The following is a 21,822-nucleotide window of genomic DNA, read 5'->3' as shown; positions in this document are numbered from 1 at the left end:
TCAAATGATTGACCTGAAAGTCGTTCTTCTACATTCGCTTAGAAAGCTTTTGACAACAAGACTTGGCCTATGGCTACGAAGTTTCTTTCTCCCTGAAATACATTTATCAATGAAGGAGCTGTAATCTTCAACTGGAAATTATCTTTTCTAAATACATGCATCTGTATTCCTGCATACCAATTTCCATGAGAGGACAAGCCTCCAGTTACTCCAACTTGGAATCCATTCCAAATATTATAATTTAATCCAGCCGCAACTTGAAATTTTGAATATCGGCTGATGTATTTCTGAATATACAGATTTGCAACAAACTTATTGTTCAAAAATTGTCTACGAAATTCCAAACTCAGAGATGCAGGTAGGACAGCAGCCGGAATTTTCTTTCTCTGTTCTTTCAAAAACTCTGATTTGAGGTCAGAACCCGATTTAATTTCAACAAATATACTATCAAAGATGGAGCCGATTTCTACACCTTCAAATCTGAAAGATGAGTCAATCTGACTCATCTGAGCATCACCATCCCAGCTGATAACACCCAAATCTTCAGCCATTAAAATAAATGCAGAATGCTCCCTGAAATTCCATTTCCAAAATAAATCGGCACCAATGCCAACTCCTGAATTCGACATCAAATGATTTTTATCAGGATTACTTTGCTCAAGTTGCCACTTCAGGTCAAAATCTAAATACCTTCCATCTTGCGCAGTAAAAATACTGCCCCGATCTGTGGATGATTTGTAATATGAACTACCTAACACAGGCCCCAAGAATACTCCAAATCGATGTCCGGCAGATTGTTTACAAAGCCCAATTTGAAGTTTATGGTATAAGATGGACTGGAATCCGAATGGATGGATATAAGCAGTTCTGTTTTCAAAATTTTTATTCCCGGAAAAAATCAATTCAAAGAAATCAGATGGAAAACTTGCTTCAGCAAATCCTCGACTACTGAGTTGCAGCATCCAATGCATATTGTCAGAACCAAAAATCCTTTTTCCGGAATGTTGATAAAATAAAGCAGGTCGCAGATCAGTACCAATAGTTTGGGTACCGTTCAAATGTTGCAGAATATCGTCAATGAGCTGTCCATCTATATACCCTCCATTGATAAATTTAGAGACAAAATTTGTATTCAGCCCGGTAGATGAAACATTGGTATAAAGCCCGAATGATAGAGATGCTTTGTCTTGAGACTCAAGGTAATCCAAGTCATACAATCCCTGAGCCCAAGAAACAAATGAACAATATAGAAAAAAAATGCAAGTAATTATTCTCTTCATCATCCTAGTCTATTAAATAATTAAACAAACCCGTAATTTTTAAATCAATGCCTGCATCACTGAATATTTTTACTTGAGTATTCGGAGGCGCAGTGGAAAATGTTGCTTTTGCTAAAATCTTTTTTGAATTAAAAAGTTGTTCGATTTTTGATTTTGTAAATTCAACAGGAATTTTTGAGAATGTAGCACTTGTGACCTTTTGCAATACAGGATCATACAGTCCTGCTTTGATGACTGCATTTTGAGGCAGCAGTGCGGTCATAGTAGAGAGCACCGGATCAAACAAATAAAATTGCAATTCACAATCCATAGGAAACGAATTGTCGGCCAGAAAATATAAAGTTGCACTTTCTACTTTTGATACATCATCATAATTCAGATCCAGATCTATTGTATCCATTAGACTTATCCCAGAGGCAGAAAATTCTAGTGGAACATCTACCAACAATCTGAGATTTAAAAACTTTCTGTCATAAACAAAGTCCCGATAGTTGGCAGTGTTGCCCTGAGGATTGGTTTGTAAAAAAAGCGAATATTTTATTTTATCCGGAAGATTTGCAACAAATTCCTTGATATTTGAATTTGACTGATCAATGTTCAACTGAGTATAGGATGGCCTCACCAATTCGGGAGCTGGAACTTCGTTCGCTCGAGGTACGGTGATAGAACCTGAATTATAGGAACCTGTTAAATCTACAGTTTTATTATTGCGCGAATTGACAGAAGAGAATTCCTTGATTTCAAAACTAGCATCCGCTCCAATGAAGTTTTCTGCTTCTACATCCAATTTAACATTTGCCAAATCCAAATGACCATTGATATCGCTCAAGCCATCTATCTCTATTTCTGCAGGTCCATAATCGAATGTTTGATTTCCCAGATACCCACGTGCATATTCCGGCTTCAAATTGAGGAAAGACAGCTGGGCATAAATACTGTCCTTCTTGGATAAAGTTTTTTTGATTCCTGTGTATTCTATGCGGACTACAAATTCATTGTATGCCGTATTTATGGTATCACCATTTTTTCCTGAGAGATCGAGTAAATAACCTGAAAAATCAAATAATTTTTCAAAGCTTGAAAGTCCTCCCGGTGGTGCTGGTGGAAGCGTTTTTTTAACCTCGAATGGCACTCCGTTGAGTGTGGCACTGGGGAGACGATATGTCATATAAATAGAATCCTCTAAGGTTGAAAACATTTTGATCAAGATCTGACCACTTTTTGCTTTGGATTCCTTCAGAAAAACTGGTAAATTTTTTAACACAAAATTCTGCCCATTATTGATGAGATTTTGTGCTGGAAATACAGCCGTAGCGGTAATCGGATGCAGGTTATAAACTTTTAATCCCGCTCGTATAAAATTGTTCGTATCAATTAATACAGGAATTCCATTGCTGCCTGGTGAAGACAAACTGATCAATTGTGCATTGAGTTTACCTTCAATGGTTTTTCCATTAAGTAGAAAGGTTCGAGTCATAGTTGTTCCAGGTGGGATCGAAGGGAAACTGCCTTGCAACACCAAACTATTGTCAGAGCTGTTTTTAAGATCAAACAAAACATTTGTAATTTCAATCGGTAATCCATTGTACATACTCACGTCTATATTCCCTTCATTCAAGGTCATTGTCGTAAACAAACTATCGCCATCAAACGGCAGGACAGGTGAACTGATCGGCGAAATAGCAGGTACGGGAATTTGTTTGCCATGTTGTCCCAAAATTAAAAGTCCCGCTAGGCCGGCATTTCTAGCTATATCTCCCAGAGTTATTTTAAAATCTGTTTCAGTTGTAAACAATGAAAGTGAGTCAATATTGAATGATCGTATGACTCCTGTATCAGAAAAAGAAAATATGGAATCAACAGCAAGACCATACAATTCCTTTGAATAGACAATATGAACATTACTGTCTTGTGAAACTTTCACAAGTGAATCCGGCACGAGGTCTTTTATCAATAACTTTGACTTCGCAAGAGGAATGAGAAAATCAGAATTCCAGGAAGGGTCTTGCATTTTGCATGAATTCAAGACGAGCATTACAGCCACAGCATAAAAAAATATTCGCAGTATTTTCATAAATAAAAATATTGAGGTAAAATCACATCAATTGATAATGATCAGCAGTTAAAATTTGTTCCTGTTCATCACCCTCATTAAGGTTAGACGATCCAGAATTCCAAGTATTTCATTCGCGCCATTAATGACAACCAACACGTCACTGTTCCCTTTCACCTGGGGATAAATTTCAGCAAGCATGGCATCTTCATGCACATAATGCAGGATAGAGTTTTTGATTTGATTGACTCTTGTGTTTGGTTCTTGCCGCGCTGTTTGTTCTAGTTTTTTGAAAGGTACACTCCCACTCACGTCTCCGGACAAATTGACTACCAACAAATTTTCTGTAGCATCTTGCGGAGGGAAATTCAATGCTGATGAGACATCAAAATATTCAGGAACGGAATTAAAATTTTTGATACAACTTTCTCCAACAGTAATTCCTTTGAGCACTTCATCATACGCGACATGTCTGTATTCCATTGCGCCCATGAGAAATATGACTACCCCGATAATCACTAGATTCCAATAGCTGTAATATGACCCAACCAAGATAAATAAAATACAGATCAATTGGCTCAGTCGCGTCGCCCATTTTGTGGCAGTAAGTTTACCCCACTTCATCGAGAGTAATGCCCGAAATACCCTTCCCCCATCCATTGGAAAACAAGGAATCATGTTAAAAAGTACTAACAGAACATTGGTAATGATCAAATATGGGACGAGTGAAGACCATTGTATTCCCCCGTTCTCAGCAGATAATGTCAGCTGAGATATGATATCTACCTTAAATATCATTAGCCCCATCCACAATATCAATGCTATTATCACATTGACAGCAGGCCCCATCAATGCTATAACTACTTCTTGTATTGGCTTTTGGGGTAATCCTCTCAAACGAGCCACTCCTCCTATCGGAAGGAGTATGATGTCTTCCGTCTGAATATCGTATTTTTTTGCAGTTATTGCATGTCCATATTCGTGCAAAAGCACACATAAAAAAACTGTCAGTACAAAAACTACTTCTACTAAAATAGAATGCCAACTTTTTCCTTCCTGAAGTGCAGATCCCGCCGTGTAAGCTATGATCAACAAAAATGACCAATGTATCCTGGCAGGGATGCCAAAAAACTTACCTATGTTCCATGAATTATTCAACATTTATGCATTCATATTCCACATTGGTTGGTAAAGTTGACCCTGCAATATGGCTCTAGATATAACAATTCGTTGCACCTCAGAAGTTCCCTCATAGATTTGAGTGATCTTGGCATCACGCATAAGTCTTTCTACATGATACTCTTTTACAAAGCCGTACCCCCCGTGTATCTGCACAGCTTCGACGGTTTGTCTCATAGCGACATCTGAAGCATAAAGTTTTGCCATACTGGCTGCAACAGAAAAATCCATGTTTTGATCTTTCATCCATGCTGCTCTCAAAACCATTAAGCGTGCAGCTTCGACTTCAGTACCCATATCTGCTATCTTGAAAGCAATAGCTTGATGATTTGAAATGGGCACCCCGAAAGTTTTTCTTTCTTTACTATAAGCAACAGCCCTTTCAAAAGCTCCTGATGCGATACCAAGTGCCTGTGATGCTATTCCTATCCTGCCACCCGTTAGAGTTTTCATGGCGAATTTAAATCCGTCCCCTGCCGGTCCCAATAGATTCTCCTTGGGCACTATGACATCATTATACATGATCGTATGTGTGTCAGATGACCTGATGCCAAGTTTGTCTTCTTTAGCTCCAATGACTACACCCGGCCAATTCGTTTCGACGATAAAGGTACAGATTCCCCTATGTCCTAAACTAGGATCCACCTGTGCCATCACCAAATGTACTTGAGAAGAACCTCCATTTGTAATCCAGTTTTTTGTACCATTCAAAAGGTAATGATCACCTTTATCAATGGCCGTGGTTTTTTGGCTGGTTGCATCTGAGCCGGCTTCAGGCTCAGACAGACAAAATGAACCAATCCATTCACCGGAAGCTAATTTTGGGAGGTACTTTTTCTTTTGTTCTTCAGTTCCCATTTTTTCAAGTCCCCAACAGACTAAGCTGTTATTCACAGACATGATTACGGAACAGGAATTATCAACTTTTGATATCTCAGTCATTGCCAATACATAGGATATTGTATCCATTCCGCCGCCGCCATATTCCGGAGACACCATCATACCGAGAAATCCCATTTCTGCCATCTTCCTCACTTCTTCTTCAGGAAATTTCATTGCTGCATCTCTGGCGATTACACCCGGCAATAGTTCTTGCTGTGCAAAATCTCTAGCAGCATGTTGTACAGCTATCTGGTCTTCGGTCAAACTGAAGTGCATGTTTTAAATTTTAGGCAGTAAATGTACGAAGCAAAAAGCCACATAAGTCGGGTTTTTTAAACATTTGTGCCGGTCTTCTCCTTTTCATTTGCGATATGTTCAAATATCTGATTATCGTTCCGGTTCGTTTATACCAAATCTTACTTTCGCCTCTATTGGGCAAAAACTGCAGATTTGACCCTACTTGTTCTAATTACATGTTGCAGTCCGTAAAAGAATGGGGCACATTTAAAGGCCTTTGGCTTGGAATGAAAAGAATCAGTAGATGCCATCCCTGGGGAGGTTGTGGTGAAGACCCCGTACCGTTAAATCCTAAGAAAAAAGAAAGCCGTTAATTTTTTTTGTTGGGAGCTTTCGCGTAATCCAGAGTTGATTACCTTTGCCTTCCGTTCCGGATCTTTCAGCCGAAATGGCGGAACTGGTAGACGCGCTGGACTCAAAATCCAGTGAACCTCAAATTCGTGTGGGTTCGAGTCCCACTTTCGGCACAAAAAAAGGCGTCTCAAAGGACGCCTTTTTCTTTACATTCATTCAACATTCAAACAAAACTTATGAAGAGTTTTTTCATCTTCTTTTTTCTTCATTGAGCAAAAGAATCAAATCGCCTATTGTTTGATAAACTTCTCATACCAAACATTTCCTTCCGAACCACTAATCTCTAACCAGTATATTCCCGGCGTCAAAGTTGAAAGAGAATAAGATTTTTGAATACTTCCATTTTTGAGTTTTAATTTTTTATCCAACTGCATTGTTCTGGAACCGTCCATTGAAATAATTCGCAAACTCACAAGCTCTGAACTAGGATGGTAGATATTGAGACTCAGATGATCAACTACAGGATTAGGATTGATAGTACAGTAAGCTCCACCTACCTGAATATCAATGCCTACGATTTCGCTGTAACGGCAACTTCCATCTTCGTCAGTACGCTTTATACGATAATGAATTCGAGTAAAGCCTTTATCTTTTACATCCTTGTATTCAAAAGTCTGCTTCCCAGATTGAATGCCTTCTGTGATTTTGTAAATACTCTGGAAGCCAGAAGCAGGAGAATTCATTTTTTCCAGTTCGTATGATTGCACATTAGCCGGTGAAATACAATTCCACTCCAGCAAAATATGATCTTCCAGATCCCTGCCACTAACCGTGAGATCATCTATCGCCAAGACAGATCCTACTGCTCCGGCATCAATGTTCATGTAGGATTGTCCAGCATTGAGACGCATCAGGGCGGTTGTACCGTAACCCATCTTGCCATTCACATCTGAATCCGCTTTGTCATCAGTACCGCTTTTTGCTGTAGTAAATTGGTAGCCGGCAGGTAGTTGGAATTTAAAGTAAAGGTCAATACCAGCCGGTGCAGTCAATTGATATCTGCCATATTGATCAGAAATGGTTTTTGCCAATTGGGTGCCGTCTGGTTTTAATGCTGATACTGTAACTCCCTGAAGATGTGTTTCACTTTCTTCCTGGATTCCATTATAATTTCTATCTATCCAAATATGGTCTCCTACCTGAGATCCTGAACTAAATCCTGCATCATAATCACAATACATCTGATCATCCAGGGCGGTGAAATAATTAGTAGTGTTAGGTCCATTCGCATGCGAAACGTCAGAATCTTTGGTATTGTCTAGTCCGACATGATAAGGGCTTGCAGTCAATGATGATATCTGAAACTGTATATAATACTCGCCGGCACACTGACAAAACTTATAATACCCATCCTGATCGGAAGTACCCGGTTTAGTTCTTGTCCGATCCGCATCAATGACCTGACCGGCTTTATTATATAAAAATACGCTCACACCATTGATTCCTTTTTCTCCCACATTCTGGATGCCGTCACCATTGGTATCATTCCATACAAAATCACCAATTGGTATACACGGTTTACAATAAGGTTCAACGAGTTTCACCCACACAGGACTACAATAACAGGTTCCATCCAATAAAATGAAAGCATGCTTAACTTTTACACTGTCGGCTATCAGTTTTTGGTTGACATCATTGTTTCCAATGACGAATGGTCCCTGGAATATTGCTTGCGCGAATACTGCGTTTGCAATTTCAGAAGGATCCAATTGTCCATTAAAGTTCTGGTCGTGGACCAACCTGACACGAATATTCTGCGATGCATCCAGTGCAGCTCCAGACACATTTATTCGCATCGATAATTCTGATTTTCCGCTGGCATCAGGACAAGTTAAATTATGGAATTTGATTGAATAGGATGCTTTACCATAAGTCACCGGAGGATTTGCTTCAGCCAAAGTCAATTGCGTGCGACAAACTTCTCCATTGTCAACGCATACGAGATCTCTAGTTGTAATGACCATGTTCATAAATTGTGTTACACCAGAACATGGCAATTGAGTAGGATCAACATCAATCTGAAATTCGAATTTCACAGAGTCGCCGGGAGTTGTTACGGTCCCGATTGCCCAGCAGAGTTTTGTGCCATTTGAACCCATATTCATCACCACGGGTTCTGCCCCTCCAAATTGATGTATATTTTTTGAAGTACCCGCTATGTATTTAAATCCAACAGGTAATTTAAGCTTAATAGAATCAGTAGTTCTTGTTGATCCCGGACCAAAATTGTACAAGATAATCTTCACTGGGTTTTTGGTCCCACAGGCATCCAAACGCACTGTATCTGTATCAAACTTAATCCTAGCTCCGTACAATGTCTTTGGATCGATGATGTGTATTGGAGCTGAGGTTTTTAAGAGTGAAGAAATCCTGTCCGTCCCGGCCAACTGACACGGTGATTGTGCCGAAGCTACAAAAGGTATCCTCGTACCGGTTAAAAATCCACAAGAAGATTGAGCGAGGAATCGAATATAAAATTTGCTGCTGTCTAAGTTTTGTATTTGATATGGAAACGAACCACCGGGACCTCCCAGCAAATTATTTCCTGTTGCTGCTTGCCATAAACTCGTGACATTCCATCTATAATTTTGACCTAAAGCAACATTGCCGACAAAACTTGGGTCACCAATTTTTTTCCATGAACCAGAGTTAATATTGGGAGTTGGTGGAACTGTATTCACTATTTTGTATTGGATATAACTTGAACCGGGAATTAGCTCCATTCCCTGTGGAACATATGCGTCCAGTAGGATATTGGAAGCTTCTGCTTGGCCGATATTATCCACCTGAACCACGAACTCAATGTCTTCGCATAAATCATAAATTTCCACAGGATTGCTCTCCGCAGGAAGTAGTACGGATACATCCATATTGGTATGTAATGGCTTTACAAAGAGTGGGAATTTAATTGGTGAACAAGTAAGATTGTTCAAATTTTGAGGGTAGGAATTACAAGCCCATCCAACAGTTGCGACAATACTATCCGACAGACATCCTCCTGTTTGGTTTGCAAAAACTTCTAAATTCATTTCCTGGATGGAAGTTGTTAGGTCTCCTAGAGCAAAATATCCTCCTCCTTGCACTGTAACTACATTGCCATTCAACAGCACTTTACTGATTTGTGGACCAGTTGGATTGGTCTGAAACGAGATCCAGATATTTTTTGCGTTCGCATTATTAGAGACATTAGTAATATTGACAGGCCAACTCACATTAGCAGAATTTCCATTGAATGTTTGCTGTGAAGATTGGATAAATAATTCTGGTCTGCTAAAGAAAAATTTGAATTGGTCAAAAGCAGGATAGTTGCTCAATAAATTATCTGTAGTGTCTAAATTATTCCCATTCGGATCAATGGTTGTCAGTATCGTTTTCGGTTGGGATCTTGCTCCTCCGGTCAAATAGGATTCCGTCGGGGCGTCACACTCAGGAGAGGAGAAAATTTTCATAATGATGATAAAACCATCATCAGGATCTTGCCAAGGACCATTGACTTGGTTTGATTTATAAAATGAAGTCAAATCAAATTCCAAACGATTTCCGTTCTGAGAAGATGGCAATATACTACTTGGACCGATGTCAGTACTTTTTCCTGAACCGCTACCTTTTCTTAAAGTCACCTCAGCTTTTGTAAAATTAAACCCGCTAGGAATATTAGCGTAAATATTATTCAAATTCATGAGTGACCTGTATTCCCTTGGAAATAAATTTGAAGCAGCAGGATTTGCAGAATTCTCTGTATCGAAATAATATGTCAGATCAATTGATTTTTCTTCACAACCAGCAAATACTGCAGGTTCAGATAAATAAATCATCTTGTATCCATGATAGATAAAATTTCCGGTATAATTGTCACATAGGTATTTCGAACTTGCATTTGGATCTGGAATTGATGAAATATAAAATTCATTATTCAAATGATTTTCAATAACCGCTCCTGGAATATTCTTGATCATTTTGTATTTCACCTTGAGCGAGATAGAATCTCCATTCCTATATCTGGATATTGCTGACAAATCCGGATCAGCACAAGAATGCGACTTCAAGCTTGGTATACTCAAATCAAAAGTCCATCTGTCATTAGTTAAAGTACCTTGAATATTATCACAATCTATTATCGTACTTCCACCTGCGGTCCATAATGTCAACTGAGCGGAAACTAACTGCGTTTCTGATGCATTTTCGAATTCACTTTCTGCATAAAGAAATGGCCAATTGGAATTTCCGTCATAATCACGCACCACTCCTACAAATTCTGAAATCAACTCATCTCCGGTAATTACTCTTTTATATTTCACACCCGGAGTTTGGGCATTGACAAAATTATTATTGTCAGCAACACCATCATCATTTGCATCCGTCAATCCAAAAGTAGATCTCTGAATAGAAAATCCCACAAACTCCAAACCATCACAATTTGGATCTGGTCTGCAATGCATTTTCATATTTGCTGAACCATCTGCCAACAAAAAACTACATGCGCAGTTCGGATCTGAGTTGTATCTTACTTCATATTCAAATGCTCTTTGGACTGTTGATAATCCCGTTGAATTGCAGTCAAAAGACAAATTATTTAAAGAAATCTCCGTATTCGTTTTCGCGATTCCAAGATTTATAAAATCAATCACCTTTAATCTTACTTCTAGCAATTTTGTGGCTACATCATAATTAAAATCACTTACTGTCCAACTCAGGCCACTTGGATCACTCCAACTAAAATCATCTTGGCTACCACTCCAAATCACACCATCAGGAATCTTCAATTTGAATATCACTTCCGAATTATTATTGTAATTGCTAAAGCTCAGTTCGTGATAAATCAGATTGATCGAAAACAATTGTCCCGGATTCACATCAGTAACGGATTCGTTCTGAATTCCTGATCTGCTCAATGCATATATCTGTGACATTTCGACAGGCAGCATCAAAAGCGGTGTACCACAATTATCAGTAAATCTTGCACGAGCTGCCTCTCCTAAAGCATAATAATATCCCGCTTGAGTGGGGCAACACATTTTCTTGATATATTTAATTTTTACTGAGTCACCTGCTGCTAAATCAGGTAGTCGCAGAGTGGATAACACGTGTGCGGGCTCACCTGCAAAACATCCTAAAAATGAACTACAGTCATTTATGGAATAATTTGATGTAGGTATGATAGATTGAAACGGACCTCCGTTTACACTGATTTGGTAGGACTCAACATCCAAAGCATTACCATTACAATTGAGCGCAGGTTGTATTCCTGTAGTACTCAGATAAATGTCAAAATCAATATTTTTCGCAGTTCCTTTTCCAATATTTGTCACTTTGAGTTCGCGTTGATAATTCAACCCGGGACATAGTTCATTCGAAAAATTTTCTGAAACAGCGAGTTTTGCTCCGGCATTAATATCTATCTCAATTCCCGGATGAATAGTTTCGCTGGAAGCGCAATAGGTACCTTCACATCCCCAAAAAGCGGTGACAGAAGAATTGATATCTTCACACGAATTTACTTCCAAAATCTCGGTGATAACCAAACACTCCGGTTTTGAACCAGGCACTCCACCTTCAGGGCCATCTAAAAACAAATTGGAATTACCGGACTGAGTTGTACCTGAATAAACAGCATTGCTGAACTCGGATGGTGGTATTTTAATGCTTTGGTTACCTGCATTCCCACTGATGTATGTGTTGATCTCAGGACCGTTATTTATCCTGATTCCTCTTACTCTCATACCTGCAGAGCCTAATTCAGTAATCAACAATGTATCTTTGATATAAGCATCTACAGCTGTTTGACATATTGTAAAACTACGTTCGGTTACAGATCCAGGAGCGCTGATGACAGAAGCAGGCTTACTTAAAGTGAGCTGTGGTTTATGAACTGCTGACAAAGGTGTTTCTATTCTGGTATCTGCACCACCATCGTAAGTCATTGTGTATTGCCAATTAAACTGAGAATTCGGACTGGCCTCCAATATATCGAGTACGCTACAATCTACTTTTATGTCAAATTTCAAAACAATAGAGGGGCAATTGTTAAAATTCATGTTCGGGAAATCAAAAACAATCTTACTTGTATTTGACAGATCAGATCTAAAATTAACTGTCCCACCAGGGCAATTTCCTGCTGTAAAGCTACCTGCATATTCTAAGCCGTTGTCCAGATCTATGGTGAGCCTTGCATGATTGATCGTGTTGCCGGTGGCAAGCTTTATTACTTCAATACTGGCGGTACCTTTGTTACCACAAATAACCAGTTGCGGCAATACAGGATTGATAAAATCCACTTCATCCTCATTTGGAGCCAATACAGGTAGTACTGGTGCAAGGACTTTTGTATTTGAAATATTTTTCTTGGAAGGGGCAGATAAAGATTTTGATGATCTAAGCCACGACGATTCGCTTGCACCTATAAGCAATAGGCTGCAAATGAGGGATAGTCCCACAATTTGGAGATAGGTTTTCATTACAAACATTCAATTTTAGGTCAATATTGACTTCCTGAAGAGCACTCAAAAACTGTTCCAGTTTTGTCAATACAATTAAAAAAAGTTTACATCACAAGATATTAATAATGAGGCAATTATTTCAGTATTTGCCTACATTTCTCCGTGAAATGAGCGGAATGTTTATAAAGAGGAAAAAAGTGTCTGGATTTTAATCAACTATTTCTTGGCAGGAGCCTTGCCACCAGCTTTGGGAGCAGCTGCCTCTGCGGCTGCACTCTTGAGGGCGCGAGGGATCTCGATGGACACCACCGGAATGGCCCCGTTATTGACAATTTCAACATTTTTTGGAATAGAAATGTCTCTGATCCTCATGGATTGTCCAAGATCTAAAGCTGAAACATCTAAAGTTAATTCTGAAACCATATTGTCTGGATCCACCTTGATCTTGATGGATCGAACTCTTTGTATCAACTTACCTCCAGACTTCACACCGGCAGCATTACCTGCCAGACGGAGCGGAACTTCGATCTTCACTTTGGTACCTTGCACCAACTTAAGAAAATCTACGTGGATCAAGGAATCAGATACCGGATGAAACTGCAAGTCTTTCAATATGCAACGGTGCACTTTTCCATTGATGCTTATATCTGCAAGTTTGAAATCCGGAGAGTAAACCAATGGCTTCAAGTCAACCATAGCAGTGTTGAATTGAATATTTTCTTCTTTAGAGTACAATACACATGGCACTAGACCCTGTCTTCTGTATACTCCTGATGCAGATTTTCCTGTAAGTGGTCTTTCCTGACCTGTTATGTTGACCGTTTGCATGATCTTAATCGAATTTGCGTTAAGGGTCGCAAAGGTAGAAAGATTTTATTATTTTTTCGACAAATTTGATTATTTATCAATAAATAATGCTGTAATGGACCTATGTTCATGAGTATTCCGTATCGCCCTAGCAAATAATTTGGCAGACGATAGTACTTCAATCTTAGGAGAAGCTTGCTTTAAAGGGATAGTGTCTGTAACATAGAGCTTAGCCAATTGGGAATTTTCGATGTTATCATAGGCCTTGCCCGAAAGCACCGGATGCGCACAAAATGCTGATACTTTGGTAGCCCCTTTTTCAATGAGTGAATCCGCTGCTTTGCACAAAGTCCCCGCAGTATCCACAATATCATCTATCAGGATAACCTCTTTTCCTTGAACATCGCCAATCACAGTAATCCCTTCTACTTCATTGGCTTTTTTCCTGTATTTGTCACAGATCACCAAATCTTTTTGAAAGTACTTCGCAAAAGCCCGAGCACGCTTTACTCCACCAACATCCGGACATGCAAATGCCACTTTGTCCAGGCTGAGCGACTCCAAATAAGGCATAAAAATTGCTTCCGACTTCAAGTGATCCACCGGAATATTAAAAAATCCCTGAATCTGGTCAGCGTGCAAATCCATAGTCATAAGTCGATCTGCTCCTGCAGCCTCAATCAGATTAGCCAGCAACTTTGCAGAAATTGGTACCCTTGGTTTATCTTTTCGATCTTGTCTGGCATAACCAAAATATGGAATCACAGCGGTAATATATCCTGCTGATGCCCGCTTGGCAGCATCGATCATCAGCAACAGCTCCAACATATTATCTGCAGGGGCAAATGTGCTTTGTATAAAAAATACAAACTGTCCTCTGACAGACTCATTGATGATAGGCTGCATTTCCCCATCGCTAAATTTATTCACGGTCACATTACCCAAAGTGTCACCATAATAATCAGCTATAAGTTTGGCTAGGTATTCTGATGCAGTTCCTGAAAATAGTTTTACTTCCTGCATGATTTCTGATGGATTGTATTGATCGATATGCAAATGTAGTAGAAAATCCGGCCACTAAAGAGCTCGGTTTTAATAATCCCAATCTTCTGACAATCTTTTTACAGGTGTCTCCATCTTGTTTTTTAATCTTTCTTTCTGGCGATGCCAAATTTCCAAAGCAAATGCCTGAGGTACATCCATCGAAGGAATAGTTTGAAGGATATGGTTCAATTTCTTTTCGGAAATGTCAAGTCTGTATAAATGACTAAAAAGCAATCCGGGATCGTTTTGCAAAAGCTCCTCAACCCGCTCTCTGATCTGGTCAATGTAAGCTTTCTCGGCATCAGGGTTATTCAACAAGGCGATTTGCGCTTGCGGTAATATGTTTGGCTCCATCGGATAAAGTTCTACATTCAAAACAAAATAGCCTGTATAGAAATTCCGGTAAGAGATAAATATCTAAAGCAAACTCATAAAATACATGGAAAAACTTTACTTTTGCGTCCCGTTTCATCGCTCTCTGTGCGCTTGAAGCAAAAACACAATTTAACACACCAGCTTGAAGGTGTTTTTGTGTTGCAAATTATGGCGTGGTAGCTCAGCTGGTCAGAGCGTGCGATTCATAATCGCAAGGTCGGGAGTTCAAGCCTCCCCCACGCTACTCAATCGAATCCAGCATGCATCTTTTCCGGAGTAATCCAAGTTCTCAGTTGTCTATTATAAGCCATAGTTGGGGATGAACCAAAAGGAAAAGCATATAGCTATTCAGGCAACAATATTCAGTCTCCTGACCAATACAGCACTCGCTTTGGTAAAGGGTGTCACAGGTATATTAGGTCACTCCTATGCATTAGTAGCTGACGCTATAGAGTCCTGTACTGACATTTTTCTTCGCTCCTGGTACTGATTGGTTTAAAATTTGCCCACAAACCTGCCGACGAAGACCACCCTTTTGGACATGGAAGAGCTGAAACTCTGGTCACCTTTGTCGTGGTAATGCTCCTTATTATATCTGCAACTGTCATAGCATATACAAGCATTTTAAACATCATGAGTCCTCAACGTATGCCGGAATCTTATACGCTTTGGGTGCTTGGAGCTATAATCATTTGGAAAGAGCTGTCTTACCGTTACGTCATCCGTCAAAGCACAAAATCAGGAAGTCCTGCTGTACATGCAGACGCGTGGCACCATCGCAGTGATGCCATTACATCAGCATCCGCTTTTGTGGGAATAAGCCTTGCATTGCTGCTCGGTCCTGGTTTTGAAGCATTAGACGATTGGGCTGCACTCATCGCAGCTTTGGTGATATACTTCAATGCCTATCTGATTTTCAGACCACTACTCGGCGAATTGATGGAAGAACAGATATATGATGACCAAGTGCAAAAAATAAGGAAACTCTCAATGGATATTCCCGGAGTAAAAGGCACAGAAAAATGCTTTGTTAGGAAAGCAGGAATGGCCTATAATGTCGAGCTCCATGTCCTGGTGGATGCTAATCTTACTGTCGCTCAAGGGCATGATATAGCACATGATCTCAAAGATTATCTCATGGGTCGTCTTACTGACTTAGGCCATATATTGATTCATATTGAACCCTGCTAAAATGCTTCCGAAACAGTTAAATAAAATCCTTTAGATTGAATTCCCCAACCATAGTCGAGTCTAAGATGCTGCTGAGCATCTTTGTCAAACAGGATCCTCAATCCTAAACCATAATTATAAATGGTGTACAATTCATCCCATCGCGAATGTTTAGACCAGGTTGTACCTACTCCTCCAAATAATGCTAATTTGAATCGGTAAAACAAAGGAAACCGAAATTCAATTTGTGAAAGTATTCCATGTTGGTCACGAAAGCGCCCATCATAATAACCGCGCAGCCGACGAGATCCACCTAATGTAGACATCTGGTGAAAAGGTACACCATTCGAACTCATTTGCAATGAAAATCCACCGGCCATAACCAGGGATTTGTATAATTTAATATACCGCGCAAAATCAAGGTTAAATTTTACAAAATGAAAATCACTTCCCCACAATGGTTGATCTACTGTAAAGCCAGATTCAGCCAAAAAACCTTTGCTGGGATAATTGACCTGATTGCGATGATCCATCAAAAAAATCAATCCTATTCCAGAGGTATTTCCATTTTTATTTCCAATGATATATTGACTAAAAAGAAGTGAGCTCGTATCTTTTTTGGTAAATCGAAAATCATCTGCAGAGTATTTAAAACCTAGATACAATCCATCTCGGATTTTCTTTGAAGCATTAATTCTTATCCTGATGAGATTGGCTGAATATTTTTCCAAATAGTCATTTTGCGGCGGACTCTGAATGCCATAATAATTAAAAACGTACCTGTAATACCCCAATTCACCAAGCAACCAATATTTATTCTGTTCAAAATAAAATTGATAAGGAATGTAACTTAACACTTGTTTGTTTTGTGTATAGGAGACACCAAAACTAAAGTTGGATTTATACTTCCGCACTCTATCTTTCTTCCAATAATAAGATAGAACACCCGCTCCTCCAAATCCCCATCTTGTATCAGGCGTGTAAAAGATACTTGGCACAATAAGAACATTCATTCTCCGCGCCAGACTATCTGATGCAAATCCAAAATTGATTAAAAATGCAAAACCAAAAAATAATGTGAATCCAATTTTTCTCAAAGACATTCTGTAGATAGCTTTCACAGGATACAATTCTGATAACTTGAATTTAAAACTCATAGATCAGACGAAAAAAAACTTTTTCACGCGAGCGTGCCAGGCTGCAACATCAGCAGGAATATTCTCTTGAAAATATGTACAAGTATAAAGCAGGAGCGAACTCGTATCTATTTCCGGTTGGCCCATGTAAGCTTCTAATCTTTCTTTTTCAATGTTGGTGTGACCGGCAACAAAATGCCATATGAATTCATCACTCATATTTGTAGGCTTCAAATGTTGATTGATACCAAAAAAAATACGAGACCATTCATAAAAAGCAGAGTTAAAATACCTTAAGGGATCTTTATAAGAAATCTGAAGTTCTGCCAATGAGAAAATCAGCAATCCGTCTTCATCATGGATCTCTGAAATATGGATATAGTTCTGTTCCGGTGTTATAAAAGGATGCAAATACAATGCTACGCGTTTAAAATTTTCAGAAATCTGAAGGTTTTCATGAAGTCGCATATAAATCATTGGGGCGATGACCATCATTTTGATCTCCTGGGGGATAGATTCCATTCCTTTTGCAATAAAATCCGTTTGCGCACAGACACGACCTAGATTTTGGCCAAACTCCTTTTTCCTGAAATCAGACAAATTATTGTAGAAATGAACATAAGATCTCATCCAATGCTCCTCATCCTCATCGAGTTTTGGTGGCCAGCGTCCCAAGCTATAATCATTGATTTTGTGTTGAAAAACAAAGAGTGCAACCACCAACAAACAGGCTGGTAGTATGAGTCTGATGTCCATATGTTCTTGTACCATGCCCCAATATATGCTCAATGCCAAAAGCAATATAGAAGGCACCAATAACATGCGTCCAAGTAACATTGTATAAAATTTGTGTCTGCGGTAAAAGTAATATAAAATTTTTTATATTTGCACCCCAATTCAAGCTGACAGGTTCGCCTGGAGGTTTGTGGAAGGTACCTTAGCTCAGTTGGTAGAGCACAGGACTGAAAATCCTGGTGTCCCTGGTTCGATCCCTGGAGGTACCACATCATAGCCTCGGAATGATTTCCGGGGCTTTTCTATTTTATTTCAAACAAAGAAGAATACAAATCCGGTAAAGCCATGCTTTTCTCAGCCCGCTGATTAAAGATCAGATTTGTTGCGATGTATTATTGTTAAGACAACAGTGGGACTTTCATCCTTTGAGAATCATGATCTGTCAATGACAAGCTTCCTGATAATCTTAGAATTGCCCTCAAGTATCTCAACAAAATAAATCCCTGCAGTAATATTTACTAATGGCAATTCTAATGCTTGAGATTTATCTGATATTTCAAGTTGCTTGAATTCCGCCACTTTTTTGCCCAATGATGAATAAATGGCCACAGAAGTTGGTTTGACATTCCACCCTTTAATAAAGATCAATGAGGATGCCGGATTAGGATAAATCATCACTTTGTGGTCTTGGACATTCTCTATCCCGGTGCTTCTGTTTATACTAAAAAAATACATACCCGTGCAACCATTTGCATCTATAATGCTTACTGAATAGTCCCCCGGGGCCAACCCACTAATCTTGTCTGTAGTATCTTGTGTGGACCAGAGATATTTGTATGGTGGGACTCCTCCGCTAACACTTGCTTTTGCCGAACCATCATTACCTTGACTTGGCGTGGTTTGAACATCAATGAAAATATAGCCTGGCGACCGTATTTCAAAGATATTTTCATACTTGCAGCCATTTTGATCAGATATGTACACGGTATACTTCCCAAGGCCAAGGCTTTCATTAACCAGAGCATTATTCCCATTGGACCAATTAATAAAAAATGGTTGAGTTCCAGAAACCGGAATGAGCTCAATTCTACCATCATTCTTGCCGGCACATTTAATGTCTTGAATTAGCACAGTAATGCCAATAGAATCATAGTTAGCCACCTTCAATGTATCCAACCAGGTACAGGCAGCAGCATCCACGACTTCAATCAAATAAGTCCCTGAGTGAACCTGAGTTCTATTTGCCTGATCAAATCCATCAGGCCATAAAAAAGTAAATCCTCCACTACCTCCAGATAATGAATAATTGACACTTGCACCTTCATCATCACAAGCGATCTGGACAGATGCAGATCCTTTTATCTCAGCATTGACATGAATGAAAGTAGTGTGCAGACTATCACAGTTTTGATCAGAAGTAAAGCTAGAATTCACAGTGGTATCATTGTAAAGAGGTTGAGACAAAAATAAATCTCCATAACACAACTCCAAGCTGTCAAAAGTGTGGTACACGGGCTTGACCGTAAGTCTTGTAGTAATGATGCTGTCACAATTATCTCTATCCAAAAGAGTATCTATATAAATTCCCCCCAGATTGTATTCATGGTTGCCAACTTTGACTTTTTCGTTTGCACAAATCACTCGAGGATTATCATAGTGAATTGTTTTAGTGGTAACATGGATCTGGTGTGAGCTTGTTCGACCGTTTTTGGTCACAGTTACAGCAAGCGGTCCCTGCGTTTTGGTGCTAATTTGCTGAGTGGTGTCACCTGTTGACCATCGATACTGTGCCCCTGTGATCCCTGCGTCAAATGTTCTAGGCTGTCCTTCGCAGAGTGGAATATCGCAAACCTCAACAGTGTCCGGCATTCTCCATGTAAGTATAATCTCTTGGGTCACCTTGGCATCGATCCCCACTTCCGGCCTCAGATCTCTTGCAAAAAACACCCATTTACCTTTTGGGTCAAACCTACCCAATATCCTTGTATACGTTTTTACGCCGCTGAAATAATACTGTTCAAATTCGTTAGGATAATAATTTGTATTGCTCACATTTGTACCGATTGGTGCATTGTAAGCCATGGTTACACTTTGTGTCCAAGAGCTACCAATCGGTGCTATTTTCGTACGTAGCACAACAAGTATATCCAGAGCAGCAGCTGGGATGGCATTGAAAGCGTTAGCGGGAAACACTAAGCTGTCTTTGGATTCAGCATCATCAGCATTCATGGTTAGAGTACTGATAACACTGTCTCGCTTACCCTTTCGCACAGGACAACCTAGGTTCACCTGAAAGTCGGCGATTGTAATGGAGTCAGATTTACTAAAATTGGTGCATCGGTTTGACATCGCAAGTTTATAGACACCAGAATAATTTATTTTAAGTGAGCTGGAATCTTCTCCAGGGATGGGATAATCATAATGAAACCAATCGTACAAATAACTCACCAGCTTCGGCGCGGCATTTAAATACAAGTTGTCCCCTTCCCATACTTTGGAAAGCGTAGTCCTATTGGTCTGTGGTGAAACCAAGTCTTCAAAGCACGATCTGGTACTTACTGAATTTCTCAATAAATCTCCTGGTTCTTTCCCGAATCCTTTGCTGAAATTAATACCATAACTGGTTAAATGACAGTAACTCATGATCGTGCCACCACCTGTGGGTGCAGGACCGGACGCGCAAGAGCCAAGGTCTGGCGGCTGACAGTTGTCTAATTGTGAATTTTTATTGACTCCCCAAACGCAACTATGCGTATGCCAGGAACCATAATTGTGACCCATTTCATGAGCCATTACATATACACTCCAGGAATAAGTCGGGAAGTTGGAATAGGTGTTGTAGATAAATGCAAATGAATGGGGGCCGGATTGTCCATTATAATTTTGACAAATCGTTCCGACAAATGCGATACCACCAGGCTGTTGTGGTTCGAATGTACTTATCAATTGAGTGATATTACCCGTGAAGTTGTCTTTGCGATAACCTGCATAATGGTAAATAATATTGGCCAAAGTGGTATGGAGATAAGGATCCTGATTTGTCCAAACCAATATATCAGAAATTTCGATTTGGATGTATTCATTATAATAAAGGGTTTTTACTACATTGAACAAACCCGTCATGTAATTTTTGACTTGATTTACACTTCTCGCTTGATCTTGATAAAGTTTATAGTCACATTCAAGATGAACTTTTACTTTCCTACATCGCACATCGTAAACGGGAAGTTGAGAAATTCCCTGTACGGAGAGCTGTTGCTCTCCATTGAGTTGTGAAATCTCCTCAGTTCCGCATGAAAAAGGCATTTTAGCAATCAAGTCACGTTCATAAAAAAGTACATGAGCATTTAGCGACAATTCTGTTGAACTGCTTGATTTAGATTTTCCGAGGACTAAATTGCCAGATACCGGAAGGCTTATAACCCCTATCAATTGATCCTCAAAAATACTCAGGGCCACTAGACTCTGAGGGAGGCCAATTGCAACGCCCCTGTAATAAACTCCACCTGATGTTTCCCCTATGATTTTATGGTCAGAATCTAGAATTCTGGATTCTTCTCCAAAAACCTCCTGACGCTCAAGATAAAGACTCAATGATTTACGGTCCGGTGTCATGACATCCACCTGAATAAAATTGAGTTTCTCAGACAGCAAATGATGTACCTCTTGCATATTCAATTGGAGAGAAACAAAAGACGACCCTGACTTCAATTGATCTTGGCCAACAGGACTGGCAGTTAAGGTGGAAGTTCTCGAAAAAAGATCCACCTCTTGAAATGTTTGTTTGTCGGAAATTTTTCGAGTCAGCTCTTTGTACAGGATATTTTGCTGCGCGTAAAGACAAGCAGATTTAGAGATAATCAGAATCAATAAAACATTGAATATTGAGCGGTGAAAAATCATAAGATGGTTTTAGTAAATATTTTGATTGATGGCCAAAATTACAAAAAACATTTGCTAATGGATCAAAATCAAGTCAGAATAAACAGTAAGTAGGCAGAGTGGAGCAATTCTTTTTTGATTTTATATATATCTGATTATTAATTATATATACATAATAAAAATAAATATGT

12 protein-coding genes, 3 tRNA genes and 1 pseudogene are annotated in these 21,822 nt (G+C 39.4%); 5 read left to right on the top strand and 11 right to left on the bottom strand.

Annotated features, from left to right (window positions below):
- Positions 1–38 precede the first annotated feature (38 nt).
- Genes IPI99_07055 through IPI99_07040 form a run of 4 tightly spaced genes read right to left on the bottom strand, consistent with a single transcriptional unit; the run spans position 39 to position 5,670 of the window.
- On the bottom strand, positions 39–1,283 hold the full coding sequence (locus IPI99_07055) for a hypothetical protein (GenBank protein MBK7340266.1): 1,245 nt from the start codon (positions 1,281–1,283) through the stop codon (positions 39–41).
- Position 1,284: 1 nt separating this feature from the next.
- Positions 1,285–3,354, bottom strand: coding sequence for a hypothetical protein (locus IPI99_07050; GenBank protein MBK7340265.1), 2,070 nt, complete (start codon positions 3,352–3,354; stop codon positions 1,285–1,287).
- Between the two features lie 48 nt (positions 3,355–3,402).
- Positions 3,403–4,494: a site-2 protease family protein gene (locus IPI99_07045; protein ID MBK7340264.1), complete on the bottom strand. Its 1,092-nt coding sequence runs from the start codon at positions 4,492–4,494 to the stop codon at positions 3,403–3,405.
- Positions 4,495–5,670, bottom strand: coding sequence for an acyl-CoA dehydrogenase (locus IPI99_07040; protein MBK7340263.1), 1,176 nt, complete (start codon positions 5,668–5,670; stop codon positions 4,495–4,497).
- A gap of 95 nt (positions 5,671–5,765) precedes the next feature.
- Between IPI99_07040 and yidD the strand changes: the two genes are divergently transcribed.
- On the top strand, positions 5,766–6,005 hold the full coding sequence (gene yidD, locus IPI99_07035) for a membrane protein insertion efficiency factor YidD (GenBank protein ID MBK7340262.1): 240 nt from the start codon (positions 5,766–5,768) through the stop codon (positions 6,003–6,005).
- A 68-nt stretch (positions 6,006–6,073) separates the two neighbouring features.
- Positions 6,074–6,158 (top strand) — tRNA-Leu (locus tag IPI99_07030).
- A 117-nt stretch (positions 6,159–6,275) separates the two neighbouring features.
- Here IPI99_07030 and IPI99_07025 read toward each other — a convergent pair.
- From IPI99_07025 to IPI99_07010, 4 genes are all read right to left on the bottom strand, one after another.
- Entirely contained in the window at positions 6,276–12,500 is a 6,225-nt protein-coding gene (locus tag IPI99_07025; GenBank protein MBK7340261.1) for a T9SS type A sorting domain-containing protein, read from the bottom strand.
- 198 nt (positions 12,501–12,698) lie between these two features.
- Positions 12,699–13,310, bottom strand: a complete 612-nt coding sequence (locus tag IPI99_07020; GenBank protein MBK7340260.1) for a 50S ribosomal protein L25 — start codon at positions 13,308–13,310, stop codon at positions 12,699–12,701.
- A 69-nt stretch (positions 13,311–13,379) separates the two neighbouring features.
- Complete coding sequence (locus IPI99_07015) at positions 13,380–14,312, bottom strand: ribose-phosphate pyrophosphokinase (GenBank protein ID MBK7340259.1); 933 nt, start codon at positions 14,310–14,312, stop codon at positions 13,380–13,382.
- Positions 14,313–14,381: 69 nt separating this feature from the next.
- Entirely contained in the window at positions 14,382–14,687 is a 306-nt protein-coding gene (locus tag IPI99_07010; protein ID MBK7340258.1) for a hypothetical protein, read from the bottom strand.
- 191 nt (positions 14,688–14,878) lie between these two features.
- Here IPI99_07010 and IPI99_07005 point away from each other — a divergent pair.
- Both IPI99_07005 and IPI99_07000 read left to right on the top strand, forming a co-directional pair.
- Positions 14,879–14,952 (top strand) — tRNA-Met (locus IPI99_07005).
- Positions 14,953–15,027: 75 nt separating this feature from the next.
- A pseudogene (locus IPI99_07000) lies at positions 15,028–15,899 on the top strand (cation transporter).
- Here IPI99_07000 and IPI99_06995 read toward each other — a convergent pair.
- Together IPI99_06995 and IPI99_06990 are read right to left on the bottom strand one after the other, a co-directional pair.
- Entirely contained in the window at positions 15,896–17,035 is a 1,140-nt protein-coding gene (locus IPI99_06995; protein MBK7340257.1) for a BamA/TamA family outer membrane protein, read from the bottom strand. The pseudogene IPI99_07000 and the gene IPI99_06995 overlap by 4 nt on opposite strands.
- Positions 17,036–17,038: 3 nt before the next feature.
- Positions 17,039–17,851: a hypothetical protein gene (locus IPI99_06990; GenBank protein ID MBK7340256.1), complete on the bottom strand. Its 813-nt coding sequence runs from the start codon at positions 17,849–17,851 to the stop codon at positions 17,039–17,041.
- Positions 17,852–17,945: 94 nt separating this feature from the next.
- Here IPI99_06990 and IPI99_06985 point away from each other — a divergent pair.
- A tRNA-Phe gene (locus IPI99_06985) sits at positions 17,946–18,018 on the top strand.
- Between the two features lie 163 nt (positions 18,019–18,181).
- Here the strand turns inward: IPI99_06985 and IPI99_06980 are convergent.
- Complete coding sequence (locus IPI99_06980) at positions 18,182–21,652, bottom strand: T9SS type A sorting domain-containing protein (GenBank protein ID MBK7340255.1); 3,471 nt, start codon at positions 21,650–21,652, stop codon at positions 18,182–18,184.
- Between the last annotated feature and the right edge of the window lie 170 nt (positions 21,653–21,822).

Source organism: Saprospiraceae bacterium, assembly GCA_016710235.1.
Lineage (GTDB): Bacteria > Bacteroidota > Bacteroidia > Chitinophagales > Saprospiraceae > Vicinibacter.
The sequence above is the reverse complement of the archived record's forward strand: the minus strand, read 5'-3'. Positions and strand labels throughout refer to the sequence as shown.

Excerpts from the sequence above, each read along its gene's own strand:
- IPI99_07010 (MBK7340258.1), bottom strand. The coding sequence starts at position 14,687 with ATGGAGCCAAACATATTACCGCAAGCGCAAATCGCCTTGTTGAATAAC.
- IPI99_07020 (MBK7340260.1), bottom strand. The coding sequence starts at position 13,310 with ATGCAAACGGTCAACATAACAGGTCAGGAAAGACCACTTACAGGAAAA.
- IPI99_07055 (MBK7340266.1), bottom strand. The coding sequence starts at position 1,283 with ATGATGAAGAGAATAATTACTTGCATTTTTTTTCTATATTGTTCATTT.
- IPI99_06990 (MBK7340256.1), bottom strand. The coding sequence starts at position 17,851 with ATGTTACTTGGACGCATGTTATTGGTGCCTTCTATATTGCTTTTGGCA.
- yidD (MBK7340262.1), top strand. The coding sequence starts at position 5,766 with ATGTTCAAATATCTGATTATCGTTCCGGTTCGTTTATACCAAATCTTA.
- IPI99_07045 (MBK7340264.1), bottom strand. The coding sequence starts at position 4,494 with ATGTTGAATAATTCATGGAACATAGGTAAGTTTTTTGGCATCCCTGCC.
- IPI99_07040 (MBK7340263.1), bottom strand. The coding sequence starts at position 5,670 with ATGCACTTCAGTTTGACCGAAGACCAGATAGCTGTACAACATGCTGCT.
- IPI99_06995 (MBK7340257.1), bottom strand. The coding sequence starts at position 17,035 with ATGAGTTTTAAATTCAAGTTATCAGAATTGTATCCTGTGAAAGCTATC.
- IPI99_07015 (MBK7340259.1), bottom strand. The coding sequence starts at position 14,312 with ATGCAGGAAGTAAAACTATTTTCAGGAACTGCATCAGAATACCTAGCC.
- IPI99_07050 (MBK7340265.1), bottom strand. The coding sequence starts at position 3,354 with ATGAAAATACTGCGAATATTTTTTTATGCTGTGGCTGTAATGCTCGTC.
- IPI99_07025 (MBK7340261.1), bottom strand. The coding sequence starts at position 12,500 with ATGAAAACCTATCTCCAAATTGTGGGACTATCCCTCATTTGCAGCCTA.
- IPI99_06980 (MBK7340255.1), bottom strand. The coding sequence starts at position 21,652 with ATGATTTTTCACCGCTCAATATTCAATGTTTTATTGATTCTGATTATC.